The sequence below is a fragment of the Dielma fastidiosa genome (assembly GCF_000313565.1).
Classification (GTDB): domain Bacteria; phylum Bacillota_I; class Bacilli_A; order Erysipelotrichales; family Erysipelotrichaceae; genus Dielma; species Dielma fastidiosa.
Genome location: NZ_HE578923.1, coordinates 396,965 through 422,042, shown reverse-complemented (window position 1 = coordinate 422,042; position 25,078 = coordinate 396,965). Strand labels below are relative to the sequence as shown.

The following is a 25,078-nucleotide window of genomic DNA, read 5'->3' as shown; positions in this document are numbered from 1 at the left end:
TTGATTGTAACACTATTTATGTAACAATCATAGGTAAATGAATTTTATTTTTTAGAGCTCACATAACTTCACATATTTTTATGATAGTGCTGCGGTATCTTTATCCTATACTTTAATCATGCAAGAGGTACAATATAATTTAAATCTTGCATGAATTTCAATCATCCCTAATTGAAATTCAAATTCTATCCCCTTATAAATAATCCTAAAACAACAAAGTGAGCGTTTCCCCTGACGCTCACTTTGCTTTATTCAGCTTTCTTTTATAGTTTAAATCTAACTGCTCACACTGCTTGATAATCTGTTCTGCGCTTTCTTGAAGACGCTGCGGATCTTGCATCGTTTGCAAAACTGAAGCGGCTGCCAGATCATAATCATTCTTATATTCCTTATTAATCTTTTTCCAGGGGATACCCTTGAATTGTTCAGCAATCGCTGGATCATAAGTGAGTCTTCCCTGCAGCATCAAAACCGCAAGCAGAGGATATCCCAGCGTTTTCTGCCAGTAAGAGGCATTGTCTGAACTGGCATAGGTGTTTTGATCCCATACAATCTCATACTTTTTTGAACCATCACTAGAGACAGCTTCGGCCCAATTCTCATGCATTGTGATCCGCTCATCAGCAATTGCTGAATAGGCTTCATATACTTTAGCAGCTTTTGGTATTTTCCATTCCATGATTACTCTCCTTTATCTAATTCCCATAATAAACCATAATTCTGGCATATTGCAACGAAATAAATCTTTTATACTAATAGTAGCAGGAAATACCTGCTTGAACAGTCAACCCCAAATATGAATGTTCAAAACATTTTCTAATCCCTTTCATTTTAACAAAGAACAACGGCGTGATGAACCGTTGTTTTTTGTATATTTATAGTATAAAACAAATTTTATTGTTCATACTGGTAATAGGCAGTCAGTAATTCCTCGCTGTACTGCTGTTTCATTCATATTTCTATCCCTTTCATGTTTCTTTATTGGAGGAAAAGCCTATCCCACAAGGCTTTTCCCATTATATTCATCATCACATAATTTCACGAAATACATACGTTTTCTTTTGACACAATTCGGCTATACTATATTCAGGCAAGGATAATAGCTTGCTGATGAACATGGACAATCCCTATCCATAATGTTCAATCATATTCTATCCCTTTTATAAATAGTATTTGAAAAAGCATCGTTCCCCTGCGATGCTTTTTTCTGTTATACTAAAGGTATCAGGAGATTGCTTATGAATGAAATACACTGCCGCAATGCATTAACTAAATCGAAGGGTAGATTTCCCTATGATTATGAATTGAATCCATATCGAGGCTGTGCGCATCACTGCCAGTATTGTTATGCCATGTACACACACCGCTATTTAGAGGATGACGGACATTTTTTTGATCATGTGCATGTGAAAAGCAATATTGTTGAAGCGCTGCGTTCTCAGCTAACCGCCCCTAGCTGGAAGCATAAAATCATTGGTATCGGTACCGTCTGTGATGCTTATCAGCCAATCGAGGCAGAAATGAAGCTGATGCCGGAAATATTGAAGCTTTTAATTGAAACTGCTACACCCTGTGTCATTTCCACTAAATCAGCCTTGATTTTACGAGACAAGGCACTGCTTGATGAGCTTGCTGAAAAAGTACCGGTCATTGTTGCTTTTTCTATCAACACCGTTGATGAAGAGCTGCGCAAAATCATGGAACCTAACGCGTCACCTATCCAGGGACGAATCATGGCCCTGCGTGCCTTCAGGGATTCAAAAGTTAAAACCGGACTGCACACAATACCGATCATTCCAATGCTGACAGACAGCCGTGAAAATCTTGAAGCGCTCTTACAGCTAGCTCATGAGGCTGACTATTTTACCTGCGGTACGATGTATCTTAGAGGCGAAACAAGAAAAGCGTTTATGGCATTTATCGAACGCCAATATCCGCATTTAAAAAGAACCTTTATGCAGCTCTACGCCAAAGGTTCTCTTGATAAGGAGTATAAAAAGCAGTTATATTCATGGCTGCGTCCGCGGATGAAAGATATCAATACCGATTATCAGCAGTTTTTGATCATGAATGAACAGCTTTCACTATTTTAGAAGCAGTTCTTCAATACCATTCAGATAAGCCCGCACGGATTCCTCATTGATGCTGTAATAGATGCGGGTTCCTTCTTTTTCCATCGTGATTAAGTTAGCATTAATCAAAGCGCTCATATGATAAGATACCGTAGCCGTGGTCAGATTTAATCTGCAAGCCAGTTTCTGTCCATAACTGCGTCCCTGTTTTAATACACTTAATATTTCTAATTTAGAAGGATCAGCCATAGCCTTCGCGGCCAATAAAACTTCTTCCTTATTAAAACACTGCTGATTCAGCTTGATCCAAATCATCGCAATCCCATCACGGACATCATAGACATTACGCTCACTGTCATTGAATATGGTGATTCGATTGCATGAAAAAACCGAGGGTCTGATATTTAGTGTTGAATTTTCTTCATATTTGATGCCAATCTGATAGAAACGCTGCGGGTTAATGTGAGCTTGATACAGTTCAAGCAGGGGTTCTATATCTGCCATGTGTTTAATAATAAGGGCTGCTGTTTCATTCAGCAATCCTTTTAATTCATGATAATAAGGCAGCGGATCATGATAGACTTTCAGCCATTGCCAGCGCACTGCGTTACTCTGTGCCGCCATTTCCAAAAGCTCAAGCCGATCGGCTTTTTCCTGTGAGAATAATTTCAGATTGGCATCCATTTGCGCTCGGTATGCATCTGCATTCTCCGCCTCAATCTGATCAGCATTGAGCACCATCATTGAAGCCAGCGGCATATCACTATCAAAATAAGTCTGCAGCAGATGCTCATCAACATTCAGCTCCAATTGAATCTGGGCACTGAGCTTATGCAGCTGATTAAAAACCATATCAACCGCTTCATCATGTACCCCATATTTATTTTTAATTGATTGAGCGACTTTTTGATAATCCTGCTGTTCCTGAAGCATATGCAGATATTCAATACTGTCCAGAAAGGGATCGTATGCCAAGTAGTTTATATTCATAAATGCCTCTTTTCTAATTCACATAATTTTCCAATTTTATACTGTGAGTTACCGACAACTTTTTGATATGATAAGTGCAAGGCAGAGATAGAAGCTGCCCCATTACTATTAAGTAATTCAATTCTCTCTCCTTTTATATAAAAGGCTTAAGCGTCGCAGGACGCTTTTCTATTTCATAAAGAATTTCATCAGTTTAAGCTTATTGCCGTAAGGCGGATATTGTACCGGTGCTTCTAACCGGCTTTTTTTCAGGATACTCTTAAAATGAGAGAGCTCACAGAAGCCGCGATAACCATGATATTGTCCCATGCCGCTGCTGCCTACCCCGCCAAAGCCCAGCTTCGAGTTGGAAAGGTGCAATAAGGTCGTATTGATACAGCCGCCGCCAAAGCTCAGATCTTTGCGGAAATGCTTTTGAAGATCACGGTCATTAGTAAACAGATATGCTGCCAGCGGTTTTTCATGCGCTCTTACATAATCGAATACTTCCTCAATATCCTGATACGTCAGAACAGGCAGTATCGGGCCAAAGATTTCCTCTTTTAAAAGCTCATCATTTTCACTTAAGCCATCGATTAAGGTCAGTTCAATCTTATGTGCCTCACGGTCTATATGACCGCCGGTTAGAATACGTCCTTCTTTTAAATAACCGCACAAACGGTCAAAATGCTTCTGATTAACAATTTTGCCATAGATAGGTGAAGCTAGACAGCCCTGCGGATAGAATTCGTGAATGCTTTGTTTCATTGCTTCAATCAATTGATCCTTCACTGATTCATGAACAAACAAGGTATCCGGCGCCACACATGTCTGTCCGCAGTTCATTGCCTTACCCCAGATGATGCGCTTGGCAGCCATTTTCAAATCGGCATCAGCCGCTACGATACACGGACTCTTCCCGCCCAATTCAAGGGTCAGCGGCGTTAATGTTTCCGCTGCCGCGCGCATAACAACTTTTCCCACATGAACACTGCCAGTAAAAAAGATATGGTCAAAGCGTTCCTTCAGGACTGCCTCATTCACCTCGCGGCCGCCTTCGATGACTCTGACAATCTCAAAATCAAAGTTTTCATTAATCATTTTTTTCAGCACTGCCGATACTGAAGGCGAGTAACTGCTTGGCTTAATCAGCGTACAGTTGCCGGCACTCATCGATGCAACTAACGGCGCAATAGAGAGCTGAAGCGGATAATTCCATGGTGACATTACTAAAACAACACCCAAAGGCTCCGGCTGAATCATGCTGCTTGATGGCATAAGCATTAACGGCGTACCTACCCGTTTACAGCGGCTCCACGCTTTGCAATGCTTCACCGCCTCATTAATTTCCATCATTAAAATACCAAACTCAGTTTCAAAGCTTTCAAATTCAGATTTACCTAAATCCTCATATAAAGCATTATATAATTCATGCTCATAGCTTAACAAAGCATGTTTTAATTTTAATAAATTTTTCTGTCTCGCTTCTACTGACTGCATTTTGCCTTTTTTAAATCCATTCCTTAAAGCTTCCACTGTTTCACGCATAGAATACCTCCGATTTATATTTATTATACAACAAAACTTCATCAGCGGATATTCATAAGCCATTTATCCATACTACAAATAGCAAAGATTGTCTAATGACACATCCTTGCCTGTACGATAGAATAGGTACACTTATATTGGGAGGTCTTTATGGCAAGTTTTGTAACTAATTATATCCTGCTGATGATTTACAGCTTTTTAGGCTGGCTGTGTGAATCACTTTTAGTCACCGCGATGCAGCGCAAGGCAGTGAATTCCGGTTTTCTAAATGGGCCAATCTGCCCAATCTATGGCTTTGGCGCGATGTTTGTGATTCTATTGCTGCAGCCCGTTCAATCATATCCCATCCTAGTTTTTATCTTAGGTGTCGTGCTGACCAGTGCCCTTGAATATTTTACCTCATGGATCATGGAAGTATTGTTTCACACCCGCTGGTGGGATTACTCACAATTCTTTCTCAATCTGAATGGCCGCATCTGTCTGCTTTTCAGCATGATGTTTGGTATCATGTCAATTTTTGTTCTCTATGTGCTCAATCCTCAGATTCAAGGAATATTAATGCTCATTCCCTACTCTGCGCAATGCTTGATGGCTGCCGCACTGTTTATGGCATTCCTTATCGATTTACTTTCTTCATTAGATGAACTGAAGGCTTATGATCAGGATATCCGCAAATTTGAAAATGCGGTCCAAGAGCTTAAAATAAAATTGAATGAATATGCACCGGCTTTCAGTCAGCTTGAATTAAGGGAGCAGTTTAATGGCTTCATGGAATTAAAGGATGAGCGAATCAATGAGGTAAAACAGCACCTAAATGCCCGTTATGAAAAACTAGCTAATCAGGAAGGCTTTCACAGCCGTTTAAAGAATGCATTTCCACAAATGAAAATCTCTTCTCAAAAACTGAATACAATTAGTTCTTATCTAAAAGAACGGCAAAAATAAAAATGCGTAGAAACCGCATTTTTTTAATCATCTATTTTTAATGATATCCGTGAACCGTTGCATTCCTGGGCAATATTTAATAAATGATCAGACATTCTTTCAATATCCGTCAGCATCTCTGAATAAGTAACAACCGTTTTAGCACTGCACTGCTTGCTGCGTAAATCATTGACCTGCTTCTCCCGGTAATAGAACGTCAGATCATCCATCTTTTGTTCATCACGTTCAATCAGTTCATACTTATCTTCATAGTCAAAGAAAGACTCTTCACCAAGCTTCATTAAACATTCCTTAAGCAGTAAATACAATTCCTTCAGCTGAGCCTGTATTTCCTCATCAAAATCAACCTCTTTATTCAGATAAAATTCCATGTATTCTTTTAAATTCATCACATGATCATCAATGCGTTCAAGATCATTGCTGATTTTAAAATAACTGTTGATTTTAATTGAATCAGCCGCTGACATCTCTAATGTACATGCCTTTGCTACAAAATCAGTAATTTCAATATTCAGCGCGTTGATTTTAGCTTCGTTGCGTTCAATTTTTTCCTTTTGGAAACGAACCTTCGGATCCAGTGCCTCAAAAATATAATCCACATTGCGGCGCACGATTTCAAACATATGTACTATTTCTTTCTTCAGCTGAGCTGTGGCAATCGCTACCGAGCCAAGATGCTGATCATCCAGATAAAGCGGCTTCAGCAGATCCTCTTTTTCGTCATTGTGTACCGGCAGGATCACCATAGCCAACTCTGCCAGTTTCACACCAAATGGCAGCAGGATCAGCGTCGTTGTGACATTAAATAAAATATGCAGATTGGCGATCTGGGCCATTGGATTATCCGGCGTCAAGCGGCCAATAATTGATATCAGCGGCGTTGCCAGACAAAGCAGCACAAAGATCACCGTACCAATCACATTAAACAATAAGTGAACGATCGTTGTGCGTTTCGCATTGCGATTCGCGCTTAAGGATGCGAGAAAGGCAGTAATACAAGTACCGATATTCTGACCGAACAGAATAAAGGCCGCGCTATGCAAAGGAATTAAACCGCTGGCTGCCAATGCCTGCAGGATGCCAATCGATGCTGATGAGCTTTGAATTACAGCGGTAAATACAAGGCCGATCAAAATTCCCAGCAATGGATTTTCTACGGTAGTCATCAACGCGATAAAAGATGGTGATTCTCGAAGCGGCAGCATGGCTGCTCCCATCATATCCATACCAATAAATAAGATACCAAGACCGGCGATGATCTCACCGATATCCTGTACCTTTTCTTTTTTAATAAAGGTTATTAAAACGACACCGATAAAAGCAAACAGCGGTGCTATCGCGCCAATGTCCAGCGCAATCAGCAGACCGGTTACCGTTGTACCAATATTGGCACCCATGATAATCCAAACCGCCTGTTTCAATGTCATCATACCGGCATTCACAAAGCCGACAACCATTACCGTTGTCGCGGAAGAGCTTTGAATTACAGCCGTGATGCCAGCGCCTACCAAAACACCGACAATGCGGTTTGATGTCAGCTTCTCAAGAATCAGCTGAAGACGATCACCCGCGGCTGCCTCCAATCCATCAGACATCATCTTCATACCATACAAAAACAATGCCAAACCTCCAAATAAAGTCAAAAACCCCTTGATATCCATATTGTCCCTCTCATTTAGCTATTCATAATGATTATAGGGAGAGTTTGCGCAGACGTCAAGAAAGGCTTTGTTAAATTTTTGTTAATTTTTAGTTAACTTGAATAATCACATTCAAAAAGCACACAGTTTACCCTGTGTGCATATGATTATTGTGCTAATAAACCAGCTTCTAAGTCTTTCAGCATCGTATCAAGAGCGCTTATGCCGCCTTCTGCCAGATACCAAACGGTGGGTGTCAAATAGACAATATGATCGTTTTGATAAGCTGCTGTCTGTTGGACAAGTTCATTATTCATGACCTCCTGTGCCAGCTTAGCACCCTCAGCATTAATTGCTGAATCACGGTCTAAAACAAAAATATAATCAGGATTTTTATCTACCAGTAACTCAAAAGATGACTCATTGCCATGGGTTGTATCTACATCATCAGCAAGATTGGTAAAACCGATTTCATTGCCAATCAATGAACAGCGGCTGCCATTTCCTAAAGTATTAAAGTTGGAGCTGGTAACCATACCGATAATCGCTGATTTTCCCGCAGCTGCTTTCTTTAAAACATCAATTCGCGCGTCAAATGCTTCCGTCTGTTCTAAAGCCAAGGCTTCTTTACCAAAAATAGAAGCAATCATCTGCGCATTATCCTTAATACTTTGTATCAGACCCTTACTGTTATCAACCGCCGTATAAACTACCGGGGCAATCTTAGATAGGGCATCGTATTGCGCGCTCAAACGGCCGCCGATGAAAATAATATCCGGCTCACTAGCCATTAACGCTTCCATATCAACTTCTTTTAGAGTCCCTAAATCGGCAATATCGGCGTTATCATTATAAGCAAGTAAATAATCGATTTTGCTGGATTTTGGCATACCGACTACCCGGTTTCCCAATCCCCAATTATCAAGCATATCTAAAACTGCCATATCGAGGATCGCGATTCGCTGCGGGTCATAGGGAACCTCAAGTTCAACACTTTCCTGATTGCCATTCAGCGTTGTCACGCTTAACGTGGCACGCTCATTTTTTCCATCTTCCTGCTTGCTTGCTTGCGCGCAGCCGCTCAGCAGCAAAGCTGAACAGCATAAAATACTTAACATTTTCTTTAGCATCTTGCTTCTCCTTTATTAATAATAAATCGAAAGAGGTTTGCCCTCAATCTCCTGAATCTCAAAATCTACCCGATAAATATCACTCAGCACCTCTTTGGTCATCACTTCTCTGACAGTGCCGAATTTTGCTATTCTGCCATCCTTAAACGCGCAGATATAATCAGAGTAAAAAGCCGCGTAATTAATTTCATGCAGCACCATGACGACCGTTTTACCTAATTCATCACATAACCGGCGGACAATTTTCATCATATTGGTCGCATGATAAATATCCAGATTATTCGTCGGCTCATCAAGCAGGATATAATCAGTATCTTGCGCAATAACCATAGCAATATATGCCCGCTGGCGCTGACCGCCTGACAGCTCGTCAATAAATCGATTTTCAAGCTCGCATAATTCCATATAACTGATCGCCCGGTCAATAATTTTTTTATCCGTTTCATTGATATGTGAACCGCTGTATGGAAAGCGGCCAAAGCTGACCAGCTCCTTCACTGTCAGTTTCATCTGGATTGCATTGGACTGCGTCAGGATTGCCAGCTTTTTTGCTAATTCACGGCTTTTCCATTGCTTAATATCCTTCTCTTCAAAGTCGATACAGCCGCTGTCACTCGCAATTAATCGTGAGATCATCCCCATAACGGTAGACTTGCCGGCGCCGTTGGGTCCGATAAGTGAAGTAACCTTCCCCTTAGGTATTGAGAAGCTTACCTCATCCACCGCTTTTTTGCCGTCATAGGCTTTTGTTAATTGCTTTGCCTTCATCCATTGACCCTCCTTTGTCTAAGCAGCAAGTATAAGAAATAAATGCCGCCACCCACAGTAATAAAGACTGAAATTGGTATGCCGTAGTTATAGACACGTTCCACAACGATCTGGCCGCCAACCAGAATGATGATACCGATTAAAAATGACCCGATGATTAAAGTAGTGTGCCGGTATGTCTTGAAAAACTCCCGGGACAAATTGGCAATAATCAAACCCAGAAATGAAATGGGGCCAACCATCGCAGTAGCAATGGCGATAAACAGTGTTACACCAAGCAGCAGCCTGCGGATCGTACGGTCATAGTCAACACCTAAATTAATGGCCTGATCCTTACCCAACGTAATCACATCAAGCAGGGCCAGTTCTTTTCTTAAACCAAAGATAATGGCTGCCATCAGCAATACTGAAAAAACGATAATACTAGTATTAATATTGCTGAAGCTGGCAACTAATGAGGATAACAATGTATCATACTCATTGGGATCCATAATACGGGTCAGTGTCGTCTGAATGCTTGAAAAAAAGGTTGTCATAATCGTACCGCTCAAAAGTACATACAGCACATTATGCTTGGTTTTCTTAAACAGATAACTGTAGATCAGCGTCGCAATAACGCCCATCAGGATCAGATCTAAACCAAAAGACAGATTTGCCTGAACCACAAAGATACTGCCTGAACCAAGAAAAAAGACAACCGCCGTATGGATCAGCGTATAAAGTGAGTTCATGCCCAAAAGACAGGGGGTTACAATTGTATTGTTGATAATTGACTGAAAGACGATGGAGGCACCGCCGATTGCGAATGCTACAATGATCATGACAACAAGTTTAGGAACACGCAGACTCATGAAATAATCAAAATACTTCATATTCATAAACAGGAACAGATAAATCAGCGCCGCTGCAATAGACAGCAGAATCAGCCAGCACATCTTTCTTTTATTGGTTGAACGCTCCTTCACGGCTTTGCCTCCTCTTCAATTACCGGCTGACTCGCACAGCCGCTGCCAAAAATGGAAAGCTGAATGCTGCGGGTGCCATGATTTAAACGATAAAATAACAAGCCGATAAACAGCAGGCTGCCGATAATGCCGACAATCAATTCAATCGGCAGCTCATAGGGATAAATCACTATTCTGCCGATCATGTCGCAAACCAGCACAAACAAGGCGCCGAATAAAGCGGTGTCAGCCATTGTTCCGCGGATCTTATCCCCCTTAAACATCGCTACCAAATTAGGTACGATTAAACCGATATAGGAGATGCTGCCAACGACAACAACAATACTCGCACTAATCATTGCCGCAATCGATAACCCCAGAAATAACACTAGGTTATAATTCACACCCAGGTTTTTAGAAAAATCTTTTCCCATGCCGACGATATTAAAATGATTGGCATAGAGAAAGGCGATGAAAACTAAGGGCACAACCAGGTAAACAATCTCATATCGGCCGCGCAGCACTAAGGAGAAATGACCAACCAGCCATGAAGAAAGGGCTTGCGTCGCCTCATATTTATAAGCGAGAAAATTTGTTATGCCGCCAATTACATTACCAAACATAATGCCTACTAAGGGAACCATCACAACATCCTTGAACTGTATTTTTTGAATAAAATAGACAAAAAGCCACGTTCCTAAGATAGCTGTAATAAACGCAAAGATTGCCCGGCTCCAAAGCGTTGATCCAGGCATAAATAACAATGCAATCAGGATTCCCAGCTGAGCCGAAGAAAGCGTTGCCCCAGTTGTTGGGGATACAAATTTATTCATACATAATTTCTGCATGATCAGACCCGCCACACTCATGCCGATGCCTGTACAAAGAATCGCCAGCAGTCTTGGTATCCGTGAAATCAAAAGCAGCTGCAGCTGTTCATGATTACCGCTTAGAACACCGCTCAGCGTTACATCTGAAACACCGATAAATAAAGACATCATTGATAAAACAAATAATGCCGCTGCCAGCAGAAAGGTTATTTTTACCTTTTTAATGATACCCCTCCTAACAAGTTAGATATTTCTAACTTTATCTTTTAAAGAATACAGTTAGCTTTAACTAACTGCCTGTTCATTCTATCAACTACGCTTTCTTTTGTCAAATGATTTTATTATAAATTTTTATACTGGGACAAACTTTATAAATAAAATTTTATTTTTTGAAATTTCACTTTGAAATTATTTTTGATTCCGATTATAATTAAACCATGCAACGCGTAGCTTTCGGCGTAAAACCAGTTGGCACTACGGGTTGCTTTTTATGTGGTTTTCAATATATAATCAAAACCAAAATTGTATATTTAAGTTTTTAGCGTGTGGCCAAGGGCATAAATCCAGCTCCTTTTGCCGCTCGCTTTTTTGTTTAACAAGGAGGAAATTTATGGAACAAAAATCGAATCATTTTTTAGAAACAGAGGCCATTCAAACACTGATGCGCAAGTATGCCCTGCCCTGCATTATATCCTTGCTGGTAGCGGCATTATACAATATCGTAGATCAAATATTCATCGCCAATGCCAGTTATCTGGGCTCTTATGGCAATGCCGCTAATACCGTTGTATTTCCATTGACCGTGGTCGCACTCGCCGCTGCCGTCATGATTGGCGATGGCTGCTGTGCCTTTGTGAGCTTATCACTAGGAGCCAATGATAAAACGAAGGCTCATCAAAGCATCGGCAATGCCATTCTGTTATGCCTGACTGCTTCCCTGCTGCTTACGGCGATTTATTTACTTTTTCAAGATGCAATCCTGACGATGTTTGGCGGTCAGGTAAATGCGGAAACATTTGCCTTGAGTAAATCATATTTTTTCACTATTACCCTTGGTATTCCCTTCTATATGTTTGGACAGGCAATGAATCCCATTATCCGCTCTGACGGGAGTCCAAAATTTGCGATGATTTCTACGCTGGCTGGCGCCGCAGTCAATATTATTTTAGATCCCATCTTTATTTTTATCTTCAAATGGGGTATGATGGGGGCAGCAGCAGCGACCGTAATCGGACAAGTTCTAACTGCCGTTCTTGCAATCTGGTACCTTTGTCATATGAAAGCCGTCACACTGAATAAAAATAGTTTTACGATTCAGCCAAAACTGACTCTGCGCTTTTTGTCTTTAGGCATCTGCAGCTTCCTTTCGCAGATTTCATTGGTAGCAGCGATGGCGGCAATCAACAATATGATTACCAAGTACGGTGCGCTTGATCCTATTTTTTCACAGGCTCAGTATGCACAGATACCTATGGCCGTCGTTGGTATTGTCATGAAATTCTTTCAGATCGTAATATCAATTGCCGTCGGTATGGCAGCTGGCTGCATCCCTATTATTGGTTACAATATCGGTGCCGGACGTCAAGATCGAGCGCGCAGTCTGTTTACTCATCTTTTAATATGGGAGGCCATTGTCGGTGCGGTTGCACTACTCATCGCAGAATGCTTCCCACATCAGTTAATCACTGTTTTTGGTGCTGCGAATGAAAGTATTTATTATACAGAATTTGCTGTGCGTTCCTTCCGCATCTATTTATGTATGATGATTTTTGCCTGTGTCAATAAGGCAACCTTCATCTACCTTCAAGCGTTAGGAAAGGCACTCGTATCTACGCTGCTTTCGATGCTGCGTGAAGTAGTATTTGGTGTTGGCTTTGCCTTAATCCTGCCGCTGTTCTTTGGTTTAGACGGCGTCCTTTATTCCATGCCGGTATCTGATATTTTAACCTTCTTAATATCCGCAGCCGTTATCTTCAGCACTTATAAGTATTTAGATTCAGAACAGAAAAAGGAGATCCTATCATGAACAAAAAAATTATTACTATCAGCCGTGAATTTGGCAGCGGCGGCCGAACTGTCGGAAAGCTTACGGCAGAAAAATTGGGTATCGCGTGTTATGATCAATCATTGATTGAGGAATTATCTGCGAAAAGCGGCTTCACAAAGGAATATATTGCCGAGAAAAGTGAATATGCCAGTCATGGCGGCTGGTTAGCCAATGCTTTTGCGGATCGTTCAGTGGACGGCTACTCCAATCAGGATTATATTTGGTTCATTCAAAGAAAAATCATACTTGAACTGGCAGAGAAAGGCCCGTGTGTGATCGTTGGCCGCTGTGCTGATTATATATTAAAAGAACACGATTGTTTAAAGGTATTTATTCATGCCAGTATGGAAAAACGCGCACAACGGATTGTCGAACAATATGGTGAAAGAGATGATTCACCAATGAAGCGCTTAAAAGACAAGGATAAACGCCGTGCCGCTTATTATCAGTTCTATACAGACATGAACTGGGGAGATGTGCATAATTATCACATTTCTTTAGACAGCGGTGAACTGGGCATTGATCAATGTGTCGAATTGATTACCCATCTTTATAATGCTGAATAATGTAAAATGTACTTATACCATAATTGGATAAGTACATTTTTTATTATGTAGAAATTTTATTTTAAGTATCAAAGTACCGATTTTGTCTTAAAAATTATCTAAAAAAGATAAAAAGAAGATTAAATTATTCATTTTTTTAATTTTCCCATTGATAACTGGCCATGTCAATTTTCCCTGAGGCTGTGCAGAAAACACCTTCACTTGCCAATAATTCGCGCTGTTCCTCCCAGCCCGTGACTAAGCGGCCATCGCTGTGCAGTACCCGATGACAGGGATAACGGCCAAAATATTCAGCCTGTGAGAGAATCTTGCCAACCATCCGCGCCCGTTTTGGATAGCCGGATAAGGCAGCAATCTGGGAGTAGCTGGCAACCTTGCCTTTAGGTATTTCACGCACGATTTCTAAGACCATATAGGCGAAATCTTCATTCATAGAAGAACCTCCTTTTTTATACTTTGACTGATTCCTGCTTAATTTCCTTGATAAGCAGCAGTTCCATTGGCTGAGCATATTTAGGAATGTCAATTATGAAGCCGCCGCAGTCTTTATAGCCCAGCTTTCGATAAAAATGCTGAGCATCTTCATCTACCTGAGTAGATGTCAACAGCATACCATATCCTTGTTCTTTCATATCTTTTTCCCAATAAGTCATTAACTGTTTGCCATACCCTTTTCCTCGATACTCTTCATCAATGATTAGCATTGTACAGAATGGGGTATTATCCCAAAATAAATTATATCTTAAAAGCCCTATCGGTTTATCAGAAAGCAATAAAACATAAGCTCTTTTTGTATGCAATTTATTTTCAAATTCTTTCTCTGGCAAGTGTTTATCAAGACAAAACCAAAACTGCTTATCAGCAGCCTTTAAATATCTAATTTCAACCTTTTGCATGCTCTATCACCCCTTATATATCAAGCCCTAACCATCGTATTGCTTTATATGCCATTTACTGTCAGTGATGACGTAATTACAACCATTAGAATATTGTACAGAGATAATCCTTTTATCCGAATTTTAGCCGGCAAAAATACAAAGCAGACAGTAACCACTAAAAAGATAATTAGTCTATTAAATTCATCAAATAAGACTGGTCAAAATAATTTCTTCATAATCTGCCTGCTTTTTCTTTTATAAGCCTTTATATCCGTATTATATCATTTGCCATGACACATGAAAAGGTACCGCTTTTAGCAGTACCCTTAAACAAACTATTCCTCTGTATCCGGAATCAATCCTGATTCCTTCAATAAAATTTCTACATCAGTTCCCTTCACAAACCGCATCGCTATCTTAATCATTTCTCTTTCCTTAAATGACAGCTTAATATTAGTAATCGGCTGCTTATCAATTGCATAGTAGCAAGCTCTCAGCAATTCACGTACATCATATTTACTGCCCCATACTTCCGGCACACCGCGGTCAACATTTAATAATGTATAAACTGATTCCATACCTGTACGCATTGAATATTCCGTAGTGAAAATAGTGTCTCTCGGTGTTTCCGCAAACTGACCGATGAAGGCAAAGTTTACAGCACCTTCAGGTACAACCTTTGGACGGTCACTTTCTTTTCTTGGCTGGAAGAATGAATTAATGAACGGCATGAAGCAAGTGGTTGTGTTGCAGGCATTCTTCGCTAAATCTTCAATTTGATCAACAGGCACACCGATATGATAGAGCCATTCCTGACAAATTTCCTCACCGGTGCAATCACGCATTGCCTTTTTAACAAAATTACCCTCTTTATTGGTCGTTAAACCATAAACCCAAATCAATACAGTATCTTTATCCTGAGCCTTAAACTGCGGCTGACGATTAATGGTCCAAGACATGTACCAATTTTCTGTACTATCCTTAACCGTAACAATACCGCCGGTCGTAACCTTTCCTTTACGAGGATCACGTTTACAGATTTTCATGATATGCTGAATGATATCCTCATTCGCAGTCGCAACCGTAGCACTCATCCAGTTTGTAGCTTCAAAATCATCACAATAATGATCCGGGTTGCCATATTCACCATGCTCTGCCTGCGCGGCAATATTCTTCCACAGATCCCAGCTTTCACCGGTACCATTCTTTACACATGATAAATCTGGGACGGTATTCTGATCGCCGTAGCAAGAGGTATCCGTGCAGCAGCCATTTGTAATAAATACTAAATCATCAGCTGTTAAATCAATGGTCTGTTCAACATCATCTTTAATATAAACAATTTGCTTAGCTACACGTTCACCATTTTTATTTTCAATAACAACATTTTTTACATTCATGCCAAATTCTAATGTAACACCATGAGCTTCCAGATATTTCACCAGCGGCAGAATCATACTTTCATATTGATTGTACTTAGTGAAACGCAAAGCACTAAAATCAGGCAAGCCATCAATATGATGAACATAACGGCAAAGATAACGCTTCATTTCCAAAGCACTTGACCAGCGCTGGAAAGCAAACATCGTCTGCCAATAGAGCCAGAAATTTGTTGACCAGAATGATTCCGGCAGCACATCTGATATTTTTTTATCTTCTAAATCCTTTTCAGGAGTGATAAATAACTTGGACATTGCTAATGCAGACTCTTTATCTAACGTAAACTTCTTATCTGTATGCGCATCCTCGCCGCAATTAGTTGATGCACGGCATAAAGAGTAATTCGGATCTTCTTTATTTAACCAATAATATTCATCAAGTACAGTTACTCCCGGCGTTTCAATAGATGGAACATCACGGTATACATCCCACATAACCTCAAAGTGATTATCCATTTCACGGCCGCCGCGCATATAATAGCCTTTTGTAATATCTTTACGGCCATCACAGCTGCCGCCGGCCAAATCTAATTTTTCTAAAATATGAATTCGTTCACCTTTCATCTGTCCATCACGAACAAGATAGAATGCTGCTGTCAGAGCGGCAAGACCTGAACCAATCACATAAGCTGATTTGCGGTCAACGTCAGCCGGTTTCTTTGGACGTGCAAACGCTTCATAATTACCACTGCTATAATACATATTAAGTACCTCCATTTGTTTTACACCCATAGAATACTCAATATTTAAAAGAACTGCCATAGACATTACATCCTGCCTGTCCAATCTTTCAACACTGCCTTAACCTTGACAAAATTTCATACAAAAACACTGACTTGTATAAATCAGTGTTCCTTTTCAAAATCATGAAGCGCTTTTGTGATATTGCCGTGAATCATTACATAAAGACGCTGAATAATTGTCTGCGGTTCTTCCCTCATTCCCTTGCTGATCCAGTCAAGCACAATGCCGACAAAACCATATTTATAAAAATCAGCAATAAATGCTTTATCCGCTTCTGATACTGAATAGGCTACCGCCTCCTCATCAACAACATCATAAAGCAGATGATAGGTTTGTTCATAAAGGAATCGTTCAAGGTGCTCACGGTTTAATGAATGAAAGGTATTTAATACAAAAGAGCTGTTTTCTATCAGATAGTCAAAAATATTCTGAAAGCCCTGCTGCCAAGTTGCCGCCGTTTTTTTATCGCCAAGAATACGTGCCGCTTCACTGACATAGATCCATTCAATCAGATCATAGATATCCTGAAAATGATAATAGAACGTTTGACGGTTTACCTCACAATCCTCAACCAAGTCTGTCACCGTTATTTTATCAAGCGGTTTCTCCTTCAGCAGCTGTTTCAAAGAGGCCGCTAATGCCTTTTTAGTTGTCTGTGACATAATAACTAAGCGGATAAGCGCTTATCATGATGATTCTTTTTCTTGCGCAGCGTCAGCTTTTCAATAAAACCAGTCTTATATTTCAATGAAATATAACCTACTAATGCCATGATGAAGGCACCTAAGCAGTCAACGATCAAATCCTTCATCGTATCCTGAAGCGCGGCCCTGCCCATCAGCTGCTCACCGGATTCAAGAGCAAACTTCTGCATATTTAAGCCCAGAACACCATCAAAGGTAAATTCATAAATTTCCCAGAATACACCTAGTGTTACTGCAAAGCAGAACGCAAAAATCGCAATGAAAAGCGGTGATAGATTTAATGGTATCTTATCGGTTTTATTCAGCAATGTCACAAAGGAGAAGCCTAATGCCCCCAGCATACCGCCGGAAAAGGTATGCAGAATCGTATCCCAATGCGGTACCGTGTAATAAAATGAACGCACCTCGCCAAGAAAGATCGCCCCGTATAGGAAGATCGCATAAAGTACCAGCATGCCGGAAGGAATCTCGATTTGAAAACGATGTGAAAGCAAGCCCGGTAAAGTCATGGCAAATAAGCCTAGAATACATTGCACAAGCATTAAAACATAATCACTTTTAACGCGTCCATAAGGAACATCGTTGCCCGCCGGTGCCAGAAATAATCGAATAATCAAAAAGATTGCCGATATAAGTAAAGAAAAAAAGACAAAACGGTTAATAAATTTACGCCAGTTGAATTTTTTCATAGATTTTCCTTTCCAAATTTAAAATAATCATCATTATTATATCACTTTCTTTCAAAAAGACAGTCAAATTTACACAAACTATATAAACTGTCACCGAAAAGAAAACTGATAGATTACATAAAATCCATCAGTTCAGAAAGCTCTTCAGTCATTCGATTTTCTATAAAATAAGTAAGCAGCCGATTTTTTAACTCATTATTAATGAAAGGATAGGTTTCACTGACATACTCTAAATTGCCAGTTTCAAGCATTTCATCAATGATCTTTTCACGATGTTCTGAGTTGGAAAATGGCATAAAGTCATCAAGCAGATCAAAACGATCATATGCCAGCAGCCATGAAAGCAAAACTGTTTTCTGGGCTGAGTTAAGGAAAGGATAAAGATCATCAAGATCTAAAAAGTTAGGTACATTTTCATATTGCACGATTTTTTCAATCAGCAGATCACGCTGCGCACTGTTTAAGAACGGCAGCAGTTCATCAATTTCCAGCTCATCCAAGGGGGTCTTGGCAATCAGTTCACTCATTCGTTCACGCTTTAGGAACGGATAGATGCTGCTTAATTTTTTATTCATCCGGCCAAGCTTGCCGACTACCCGATCCAACTGGTTAGGCTTCATCAGCGGTGCAAGCTGTTCCAGCAGGCCGCCTAAGTTGATGTTGATAAAGGCATCATTATCGTTTTCATCTGATTCTGTTTTTTCATCATCAACAGGTTTGTCAGCGGCTTTAGGCGTTTCATCCTGATCCTGTTTTTTTATAGGCTCAATCGTTTCAGCCGTTTCATCCTGTTCCGCCTCAGTGACTTCTTCAATGATCTGACGGGCTGTCGCAACTTCTTTTTCTTCCTTCATTTCAAAACTTCCTCTTAATAAAGTATCAATACTGATATTAAAGAGATCAGCAATCTTTGGCAGCATCGTTATATCCGGAAGACTTTCATCACGTTCCCATTTAGATACTGCCTGATAAGTAACGCCCAGCTGGTCTGCGACTTCTGACTGCGTCATATTTGCTGCTTTACGATAATCAGCGATCGTTTTTCCAATGTTCATATGGTTCTCCTTTAGGTTATCGGTTAGGGTTCATAAGACTGTGTATCCAAAACCAAGCTTTTGCGCTTAAGGCTTTTTTAGCAAATGCTTTTTGCTCCTGCGGATAATAGAATTTCTGTTTTGATTGTCTCATGTTATCACCTTCCCTTGACACCTTCATCATAGAGAAGAAACTTGATTCTAACAATAACCCGTTCGTTGAATTGCTGTTTTCAACTATCGGTTGAGTACTAAAACACCATGTTTATAGACTTTGTTGACATTTTGTAAAGCAGTGATATCGTCTAAAGGATTTTTTTCAAGAACAATTAAGTCAGCAAACTTACCGACTTCAATTGTACCGTGGTCAGCTTCGATGCCTAGACATTCAGCGCTGTTATGTGTCGCAAAAGTAATAGCCTCCATCGGCGCAACACCATACTTAACCATTAATTCTAATTCATAGGCTGTTTTATCATGGAAGTTATAAGGTGTACCGGCATCTGTGCCAACCGCAATTTTCACTCCAGCAGCATAAGCCCGTTTAAAGCTTTCCACATGAGCATCAATTACCAGCTTTGATTTACGCATCACATAATCAGGCAGTATTCCTTCGCCATGATCGACGATACATTTTGGCGCTGCAAGTGTAGGTACCAGATAAGTCCCCTGACGCAGCATTTGGGCGATTACTTCATCATCAAGGTAGATGCCATGTTCAATGGAATCAATACCGGCATTCAGCGCGTTGCGGATACCCTGATTCCCCTGGGCATGGGTCGCTGTTTTCTTGCCTGCCTTATGAGCCTCTTCCACGCAGACCTTCATTTCTTCCATCGTAAGCTGCGCGCTGCCCGGTTCTACGCCTTTCGTCATAACCCCGCCGGTAGCCATTATTTTGATCACATCCGCTCCCTCACGAAGCAGAATGCGCGTATTCTTACGGCATTCATCAACACCATCAGACTGCATGCCGTCACTCCATCCGTGACCGCCGCTCATTGTGATCACACGGCCGCATACGACAAGATCCGGTCCAATTACCGTACCATTATTGATACAATCGCGAAGCTGCTGCTCACTGGTTCCCTCAGAACCCAGAGAACGGGCAGCGGTAACACCGCTGTAAAGCAAATCATGCATGAAACGTTCCCCATCATAAGCCTTCTGCAAAGGCGTGCGTGCCTGCTCTTCTTCTGCCCTCATATCACAAGGTGAAAAAGCATGAATATGCGCGTTAATCAGTCCCGGCAGTATCGTAAAATCAGAATAATCAATAAATTCTACTTCCTTAGCCATTTGTTCTGCTTTTAATATTCCCTTAATCTTTCCCTCATCAATGCACAGGATCATGTTCTCACTGACATTCCCGCAGCCATCAATTAATCTTCCAGCTTTTATATATTCCATAAATTAAGCCTCCTGTCTTTCATTCTATTTTACCTTTTGATGCATGAGAAGTAAATGAAAAGTCTGGTTTTCACCAGACCTCGCTTACATTTTTTCGTGCATTGTACGAGATATTACCTCGTCCTGCTGTTCCTTTGTCAATTTATTAAAATTAACAGCATAACCGGATACTCGAATGGTTAACTGCGGATATAATTCAGGATGCTTTTGAGCATCTAACAATGTTTCTCGGTTAAATACATTTACATTCAGATGATGACCGCCGCTTTCCACATAACCGTCGATCAAATTTACTAGATTATCTACACGCTGACTCATAAGTTCCTCCTTAGTCCTTTCCTAATGATTCCGGCACGATTGAGAAGGTATTTGATATACCGTCACGAGCGTCATCATAATTTAATTTTGCCACTGATGCTAAAGACGCCAATGCGCCGCTTGTATCACGGCCATGCATCGGATTAGCACCTGGTGCAAAAGGTTCACCGGCTTTACGGCCATCCGGTGTATTGCCTGTCTTCTTACCATAAACAACATTACTTGTAATAGTTAAGATACTCATGGAATGAATTCCGCCGCGGTATGTATGATGCTGTCTGAGCTTATCCATGAAATTCTTAACTAAATCAGCCGCTAATTGGTCAACCCGATCATCATTGTTGCCATATTTAGGGAAATCGCCTTCAATCTCATAATCTACGACAATGCCATTTTCATCACGCACGGTTTTAACATGAGCATATTTAATAGCGGATAATGAATCGGCAACCACTGATAAACCAGCTACACCCGTCGCAAACAACCGGCGCACATCATAGTCATGCAGAGCCATTTCAATCGCTTCATAACAATATTTATCATGCATATAATGAATTACATTTAATGTATTGATATATAGACCAGCCAGCCAATCTAAGGTTTGATCATATTTAGCCATTACCTCATCAAAGTCAAGATATTCCGAGGTGATTGGTTCAAAACGCGGTGATACCTGAATTTTTTTCTTTTCATCAATACCGCCGTTAATCGCATAAAGCAATGCTTTCGCAAGATTAGCACGAGCACCGAAGAACTGCATATCCTTACCCACACGCATGCAGCTTACACAGCAGGCGATGCAATAATCATCACCCATTTCCACACGCATCAGATCATCATTCTCATACTGTAAAGAAGAAGTTTCAATGGAAAGCTTCGCACAGTATTTCTTAAAGCCATCAGGCAGCTGCTTGGACCATAAAACGGTCAGATTTGGTTCTGGCGCTGGTCCTAAGTTTTCCAGTGTATGCAGTACACGGAAGGAATTTTTTGTTACTAAAGGACGTCCGTCAATGCCAACACCGCCGACCGATTCAGTAACCCAAGTTGGATCTCCTGAAAATAAATCATTGTATTCCGGTGTTCTCATGAATTTAACCAGACGCAGCTTCATGATGAAATGATCCATCAATTCCTGTGCCTCAGCTTCTGTTAAGGTACCATTTTCTAGATCACGCTGAATATAAATATCTAAGAAAGTGGAAGTACGTCCTAATGACATGGCTGCACCATTTTGATCCTTAACCGCAGCCAGATAACCAAAATAAACCGCCTGAATCGCTTCCTGCGCGCTCTTGGCAGGCTTGGCAATATCACAGCCATAAATTGCCGCCATTTTCTTTAATTCACCTAATGCACGGATCTGTTCCGCAACCTCTTCACGATCACGAATCTTATCTTCATACATACTGCCATTCAAGCGAATCCGCATCACTTCTTTTTTATCTTCAATTAACGCGTCAACACCATACAGGGCAATGCGGCGATAATCGCCAACAATGCGGCCGCGGCCATAAGCATCAGGCAGACCGGTAATGATACCACAAGTACGGGCAGCCCTCATTTCAGGCGTATAAGCATCAAATACTCCCTGATTATGGGTTTTGCGATATTGCGTAAAGATTTTCTTAATTTCCGGATCAAGCTCATAACCATAAGCCTCTAAAGCACTTTCACTCATACGAATACCGCCAAAAGGCTGCAGCGCACGTTTAAATGGCTTATCGGTTTGAAAACCAACAATCTTTTCTAATTCTTTGTTTAAATATCCCGCCGCATGGGAAGTTAACGTTGATACTACACTGGTATCAGCATCTAATACACCGCCTGCCGCTCTTTCCTGCTCATTCAGTGACAGTACCTGCTGCCATAAAGCCGTTGTCGCATCACTAGGCCCGGCAAGAAAAGTTTCATCACCTGTGTAAGGCGTATAATTCTTCTGTATGAAATCACGGACATTAATTTCCTTGATCCACTTACCTTCTTTAAACCCTGTCCATTCTTCTCTCATCATGCTCTTTCTCCTTGTCGATTAAATTGTTCGATTTTGGCATCCAGCCACACAGCGAGGATTTCTTCAGGCTGATAGCCGTGAACCTCGCCAATAAATTCATTATTGCCAAGCAAAACAAGTGCCGGCAGATGTGTCAAACCATAACGTCGGACAATCTTTGCGATTTCCTCCAGTTCACCAATTTCTACAAAATCACAGTCATCGCGATTTGCAAGCACCTGGCGAACCACCGGCAGATTCTGCGCACAGCCGGCACAAACATCGCCATTCAGCTGTATAAGTTTAAATTTTTTCATGCTGATCTCCACATAATATTTCTCTGGCCATTATAACCTTTTCAGCACTTGGCGCGTTTACCCCAGCCAGCGGATAATCAAGACCAAGACTTTGATACTTCACAATCCCCATCGTGTGATAAGGGAGAACCTCAACCTTCTCTACATTTGATAAGGTATCGATCCATTTCCGCATGGCCATTAAATGCTCAGCATCATCCGTCAGTCCCGGCACCAGAACATGACGAATCCAAACGGGTACGTGGTGCTGAGCTAAGAAAGATGCGAAAGCGAATACCCGATCATTCTCAAAACCACATAATTTCTTGTGCTTGGCACTGTTCATTTGCTTCATATCAAGAAGAACTAAATCACACAACTCACAAAGCTTGAGATAGCGATCATCCTTTTGATTAAAAGTGATTCCCGACGTATCTAAACAAGTGTGAATCCCCTCTTTTTTACATAAAGCAAATAATTCAAGTACAAAATCTAACTGCAGACACGCCTCGCCGCCGCTGATTGTCAAGCCGCCAGTATCCTTGTAATAAGGGCGATACTTTAATATTTCATGAAGAATCTCATCAGGTGTTTTCAAAACACCGTTCTCAAGATTCCATGTATCTGGATTGTGACAATAAAGACAGCGCATTGGACAGCCCTGCATAAACAATACGAAACGGATTCCCGGACCATCGACGGTTCCAAATGTTTCAATTGAATGAATTCTTCCCTGAGTCAATGATCATCCCTCCGTAACGTACATTTAGTCTATCGAAAGTCAGCCGATCTGTAAAGTAAAACCACTTAAAAATTGATACAAAAAAGCCGACTCATCCGGACTGAATTGCCCAGACGGTCGGCGCTGCACTGTCATACTTCATGTGGTTAATTCCACTTCCGTCAGTCGTATAACTATTAATAAAATAGCATTGACCAAAGGCTTTGTCAAGCATGGATATGAACGAATAAATAAAGTTTACATAGTTAAGCGGTTACATTATTCATTCTCAATAAAATTATCTTTTGGAAAGGTTCGTGCATATGGATCTCCTATATGTGTTTTTAGAATCTCTAATAATTTTCCCGCATCATAATCACTTGCTTCATTTGAATCTCTCACCTCTAATATGATTTTCCCTATCTTAAAATAGTATTCTTGTAGAGGATACGCTTTACCATTATATTCACCATCCTTATTCATATTATAAGCATCAATCATCATCTCAGCATTTGATGGATATTGATATATGGATATGCCCGCATGAGTTCTATTCTCAAAAAATACAGTTATACTTGTTTCATATCCTTTGAATAACCAAAGTTCATTATTCCCTTCTGTGCAATGTACAGTTCCATATTCCATTAATATGGATATTAAACTATAAACAGACATATCATTACAATCCACATTATATTTGTATGGATCACCTAATATAAGGTCATCACTTTCCAACTCATTGAAATCCATATCATTCACGGATTTAACATTGATACTTTTCGCAATAATCGTATTATTCTCTAAATTCATATCCCCTTCATCAAAAGCAACTGTTAATTGATCACCTACTTGTAAAGCTGTATCATCAAAATTCTTGATTGCGGATACATCAAGATAGTTATTTTCTACACAGTATACATACCCTGATAAAGGTTCATCCAGATTCTCTGGATAGACCAATACATCAGGAACAAAGCCAAATTCCATAGGATAAGCAGTTTCTTGCTTATGCGGGATGATAATTGGCTCAGAGGGTTCTATACTGCGCATCACTCTGCCTACTGGATAAGCAATGGCATAATCACGATAAACCTTTGCGACATCCAACAAGATACTCGTTTTTGTACTGACTGATTGGACTAGTATATCAATGATTGAACAGCCACTCAGCATGGTCAGCATTAAACTTAAACATAATATTAAACGAGTCTTTTTTTGCATTTTCACCCCTCCTTCAACCGATTTGTAATTTAATCATTGTCAAAACAGAAAAATCATAGGTGATGAAAATTGAAAACAATAAGCAAGAAAATCAAATAAATGAATGTGCTATATATTTATATTTTATCATATCAAAAGACTAAACGCACAATTATTATAAACAGCCTATTGA

22 protein-coding genes, 1 pseudogene and 1 riboswitch are annotated in these 25,078 nt (G+C 40.5%); of the genes and pseudogenes, 4 read left to right on the top strand and 19 right to left on the bottom strand.

Translation table 11 applies throughout. From position 1 onward, the window contains the following. Window positions 1–238 precede the first annotated feature (238 nt). Entirely contained in the window at window positions 239–679 is a 441-nt protein-coding gene (locus DAHG_RS02380) for a hypothetical protein (RefSeq protein ID WP_022936716.1), read from the bottom strand. Between the two features lie 559 nt (window positions 680–1,238). Between DAHG_RS02380 and DAHG_RS18530 the strand changes: the two genes are divergently transcribed. Beyond that, entirely contained in the window at window positions 1,239–2,093 is an 855-nt protein-coding gene (locus DAHG_RS18530) for an SPL family radical SAM protein (RefSeq protein WP_022936715.1), read from the top strand. Here the strand turns inward: DAHG_RS18530 and DAHG_RS02370 are convergent. After that, window positions 2,085–3,062, bottom strand: coding sequence for an ArsR/SmtB family transcription factor (locus DAHG_RS02370; protein ID WP_022936714.1), 978 nt, complete (start codon window positions 3,060–3,062; stop codon window positions 2,085–2,087). The genes DAHG_RS18530 and DAHG_RS02370 overlap by 9 nt on opposite strands. 168 nt (window positions 3,063–3,230) lie before the next feature. Next, on the bottom strand, window positions 3,231–4,589 hold the full coding sequence (locus DAHG_RS02365) for an aldehyde dehydrogenase (protein WP_022936713.1): 1,359 nt from the start codon (window positions 4,587–4,589) through the stop codon (window positions 3,231–3,233). Window positions 4,590–4,739: 150 nt separating this feature from the next. On the opposite strand from DAHG_RS02365, the gene DAHG_RS18525 reads away from it, so the two are divergent. Continuing rightward, window positions 4,740–5,534, top strand: coding sequence for a putative ABC transporter permease (locus tag DAHG_RS18525; protein WP_022936712.1), 795 nt, complete (start codon window positions 4,740–4,742; stop codon window positions 5,532–5,534). A gap of 23 nt (window positions 5,535–5,557) precedes the next feature. Here the strand turns inward: DAHG_RS18525 and DAHG_RS02355 are convergent, their stop codons facing one another. From DAHG_RS02355 to DAHG_RS18520, 5 genes are all read right to left on the bottom strand, one after another. Further along, on the bottom strand, window positions 5,558–7,195 hold the full coding sequence (locus DAHG_RS02355; RefSeq protein WP_022936711.1) for a Na/Pi cotransporter family protein: 1,638 nt from the start codon (window positions 7,193–7,195) through the stop codon (window positions 5,558–5,560). Window positions 7,196–7,341: 146 nt separating this feature from the next. After that, window positions 7,342–8,304: a siderophore ABC transporter substrate-binding protein gene (locus DAHG_RS02350; RefSeq protein WP_022936710.1), complete on the bottom strand. Its 963-nt coding sequence runs from the start codon at window positions 8,302–8,304 to the stop codon at window positions 7,342–7,344. A 15-nt stretch (window positions 8,305–8,319) separates the two neighbouring features. Continuing rightward, a complete protein-coding gene (locus DAHG_RS02345; RefSeq protein ID WP_022936709.1) occupies window positions 8,320–9,072 on the bottom strand; it encodes an iron ABC transporter ATP-binding protein in 753 nt (250 codons plus the stop codon). After that, complete coding sequence (locus DAHG_RS02340) at window positions 9,069–10,037, bottom strand: iron chelate uptake ABC transporter family permease subunit (RefSeq protein WP_022936708.1); 969 nt, start codon at window positions 10,035–10,037, stop codon at window positions 9,069–9,071. Before DAHG_RS02340 ends, DAHG_RS02345 begins: the two co-directional genes overlap by 4 nt. Beyond that, entirely contained in the window at window positions 10,034–11,044 is a 1,011-nt protein-coding gene (locus DAHG_RS18520) for an ABC transporter permease (protein ID WP_051151176.1), read from the bottom strand. The genes DAHG_RS02340 and DAHG_RS18520 overlap by 4 nt, the downstream gene beginning before the upstream one ends. 412 nt (window positions 11,045–11,456) lie before the next feature. On the opposite strand from DAHG_RS18520, the gene DAHG_RS02330 reads away from it, so the two are divergent. Both DAHG_RS02330 and DAHG_RS02325 read left to right on the top strand, forming a co-directional pair. Then, a complete protein-coding gene (locus tag DAHG_RS02330) occupies window positions 11,457–12,872 on the top strand; it encodes an MATE family efflux transporter (protein ID WP_022936706.1) in 1,416 nt (471 codons plus the stop codon). Continuing rightward, window positions 12,869–13,459 (top strand): cytidylate kinase-like family protein, encoded by a 591-nt coding sequence (locus DAHG_RS02325; RefSeq protein ID WP_022936705.1) that lies wholly within the window; start codon window positions 12,869–12,871, stop codon window positions 13,457–13,459. The genes DAHG_RS02330 and DAHG_RS02325 overlap by 4 nt, the downstream gene beginning before the upstream one ends. 136 nt (window positions 13,460–13,595) lie before the next feature. On the opposite strand, the gene DAHG_RS02320 is transcribed toward DAHG_RS02325, so the two are convergent. The 11 genes and pseudogenes from DAHG_RS02320 to DAHG_RS02260 form a co-directional block, all read right to left on the bottom strand. Then, window positions 13,596–13,892, bottom strand: a complete 297-nt coding sequence (locus DAHG_RS02320) for an MGMT family protein (RefSeq protein ID WP_022936704.1) — start codon at window positions 13,890–13,892, stop codon at window positions 13,596–13,598. A gap of 16 nt (window positions 13,893–13,908) precedes the next feature. Next, window positions 13,909–14,355, bottom strand: a complete 447-nt coding sequence (locus DAHG_RS02315) for a GNAT family N-acetyltransferase (RefSeq protein WP_022936703.1) — start codon at window positions 14,353–14,355, stop codon at window positions 13,909–13,911. A 317-nt stretch (window positions 14,356–14,672) separates the two neighbouring features. Continuing rightward, window positions 14,673–16,538, bottom strand: a complete 1,866-nt coding sequence (locus tag DAHG_RS02310) for an oleate hydratase (protein WP_022936702.1) — start codon at window positions 16,536–16,538, stop codon at window positions 14,673–14,675. A gap of 83 nt (window positions 16,539–16,621) precedes the next feature. Continuing rightward, window positions 16,622–17,182, bottom strand: coding sequence for a TetR/AcrR family transcriptional regulator (locus tag DAHG_RS02305; protein WP_022936701.1), 561 nt, complete (start codon window positions 17,180–17,182; stop codon window positions 16,622–16,624). A 5-nt stretch (window positions 17,183–17,187) separates the two neighbouring features. Beyond that, window positions 17,188–17,913, bottom strand: coding sequence for a hypothetical protein (locus DAHG_RS02300; protein WP_022936700.1), 726 nt, complete (start codon window positions 17,911–17,913; stop codon window positions 17,188–17,190). A gap of 113 nt (window positions 17,914–18,026) precedes the next feature. Continuing rightward, window positions 18,027–18,968, bottom strand: a complete 942-nt coding sequence (locus DAHG_RS20390; protein WP_022936699.1) for a helix-turn-helix domain-containing protein — start codon at window positions 18,966–18,968, stop codon at window positions 18,027–18,029. A 216-nt stretch (window positions 18,969–19,184) separates the two neighbouring features. Next, window positions 19,185–20,357, bottom strand: a complete 1,173-nt coding sequence (locus DAHG_RS02285; RefSeq protein WP_022936697.1) for a metal-dependent hydrolase family protein — start codon at window positions 20,355–20,357, stop codon at window positions 19,185–19,187. Window positions 20,358–20,441: 84 nt separating this feature from the next. After that, a pseudogene (pflB, locus tag DAHG_RS18510) lies at window positions 20,442–22,686 on the bottom strand (formate C-acetyltransferase). After that, the gene (locus DAHG_RS02270) at window positions 22,686–22,985 is read right to left on the bottom strand and encodes a YbbN family protein (RefSeq protein ID WP_022936694.1); all 300 of its coding nucleotides are present in this window, start codon (window positions 22,983–22,985) and stop codon (window positions 22,686–22,688) included. The pseudogene pflB and the gene DAHG_RS02270 overlap by 1 nt, the downstream one beginning before the upstream one ends. Further along, complete coding sequence (gene pflA, locus DAHG_RS02265; protein ID WP_022936693.1) at window positions 22,972–23,706, bottom strand: pyruvate formate-lyase-activating protein; 735 nt, start codon at window positions 23,704–23,706, stop codon at window positions 22,972–22,974. Before pflA ends, DAHG_RS02270 begins: the two co-directional genes overlap by 14 nt. A gap of 100 nt (window positions 23,707–23,806) precedes the next feature. Continuing rightward, window positions 23,807–23,885: riboswitch (ZMP/ZTP riboswitch) on the bottom strand. A gap of 79 nt (window positions 23,886–23,964) precedes the next feature. Beyond that, window positions 23,965–24,906 carry a hypothetical protein gene (locus tag DAHG_RS02260; RefSeq protein WP_022936692.1) on the bottom strand — a complete coding sequence of 314 codons (942 nt, stop codon included), beginning with the start codon at window positions 24,904–24,906 and terminating at the stop codon, window positions 23,965–23,967. Window positions 24,907–25,078: the final 172 nt, after the last annotated feature.

Bases quoted from the DNA above. Each gene is read 5' to 3' on its own strand.
- DAHG_RS20390 (WP_022936699.1), bottom strand. From the start codon at position 18,968: ATGAACATTGGAAAAACGATCGCTGATTATCGTAAAGCAGCAAATATG.
- DAHG_RS02300 (WP_022936700.1), bottom strand. From the start codon at position 17,913: ATGAAAAAATTCAACTGGCGTAAATTTATTAACCGTTTTGTCTTTTTT.
- DAHG_RS02370 (WP_022936714.1), bottom strand. From the start codon at position 3,062: ATGAATATAAACTACTTGGCATACGATCCCTTTCTGGACAGTATTGAA.
- DAHG_RS02270 (WP_022936694.1), bottom strand. From the start codon at position 22,985: ATGAAAAAATTTAAACTTATACAGCTGAATGGCGATGTTTGTGCCGGC.
- DAHG_RS02260 (WP_022936692.1), bottom strand. From the start codon at position 24,906: ATGCAAAAAAAGACTCGTTTAATATTATGTTTAAGTTTAATGCTGACC.
- DAHG_RS02320 (WP_022936704.1), bottom strand. From the start codon at position 13,892: ATGAATGAAGATTTCGCCTATATGGTCTTAGAAATCGTGCGTGAAATA.
- DAHG_RS18530 (WP_022936715.1), top strand. From the start codon at position 1,239: ATGAATGAAATACACTGCCGCAATGCATTAACTAAATCGAAGGGTAGA.
- DAHG_RS02315 (WP_022936703.1), bottom strand. From the start codon at position 14,355: ATGCAAAAGGTTGAAATTAGATATTTAAAGGCTGCTGATAAGCAGTTT.
- DAHG_RS18525 (WP_022936712.1), top strand. From the start codon at position 4,740: ATGGCAAGTTTTGTAACTAATTATATCCTGCTGATGATTTACAGCTTT.
- DAHG_RS02325 (WP_022936705.1), top strand. From the start codon at position 12,869: ATGAACAAAAAAATTATTACTATCAGCCGTGAATTTGGCAGCGGCGGC.
- DAHG_RS02365 (WP_022936713.1), bottom strand. From the start codon at position 4,589: ATGCGTGAAACAGTGGAAGCTTTAAGGAATGGATTTAAAAAAGGCAAA.
- DAHG_RS02380 (WP_022936716.1), bottom strand. From the start codon at position 679: ATGGAATGGAAAATACCAAAAGCTGCTAAAGTATATGAAGCCTATTCA.
- DAHG_RS02305 (WP_022936701.1), bottom strand. From the start codon at position 17,182: ATGTCACAGACAACTAAAAAGGCATTAGCGGCCTCTTTGAAACAGCTG.
- DAHG_RS02310 (WP_022936702.1), bottom strand. From the start codon at position 16,538: ATGGCAGTTCTTTTAAATATTGAGTATTCTATGGGTGTAAAACAAATG.
- DAHG_RS02330 (WP_022936706.1), top strand. From the start codon at position 11,457: ATGGAACAAAAATCGAATCATTTTTTAGAAACAGAGGCCATTCAAACA.
- DAHG_RS02345 (WP_022936709.1), bottom strand. From the start codon at position 9,072: ATGAAGGCAAAGCAATTAACAAAAGCCTATGACGGCAAAAAAGCGGTG.
- DAHG_RS02355 (WP_022936711.1), bottom strand. From the start codon at position 7,195: ATGGATATCAAGGGGTTTTTGACTTTATTTGGAGGTTTGGCATTGTTT.
- DAHG_RS02350 (WP_022936710.1), bottom strand. From the start codon at position 8,304: ATGCTAAAGAAAATGTTAAGTATTTTATGCTGTTCAGCTTTGCTGCTG.
- DAHG_RS02285 (WP_022936697.1), bottom strand. From the start codon at position 20,357: ATGGAATATATAAAAGCTGGAAGATTAATTGATGGCTGCGGGAATGTC.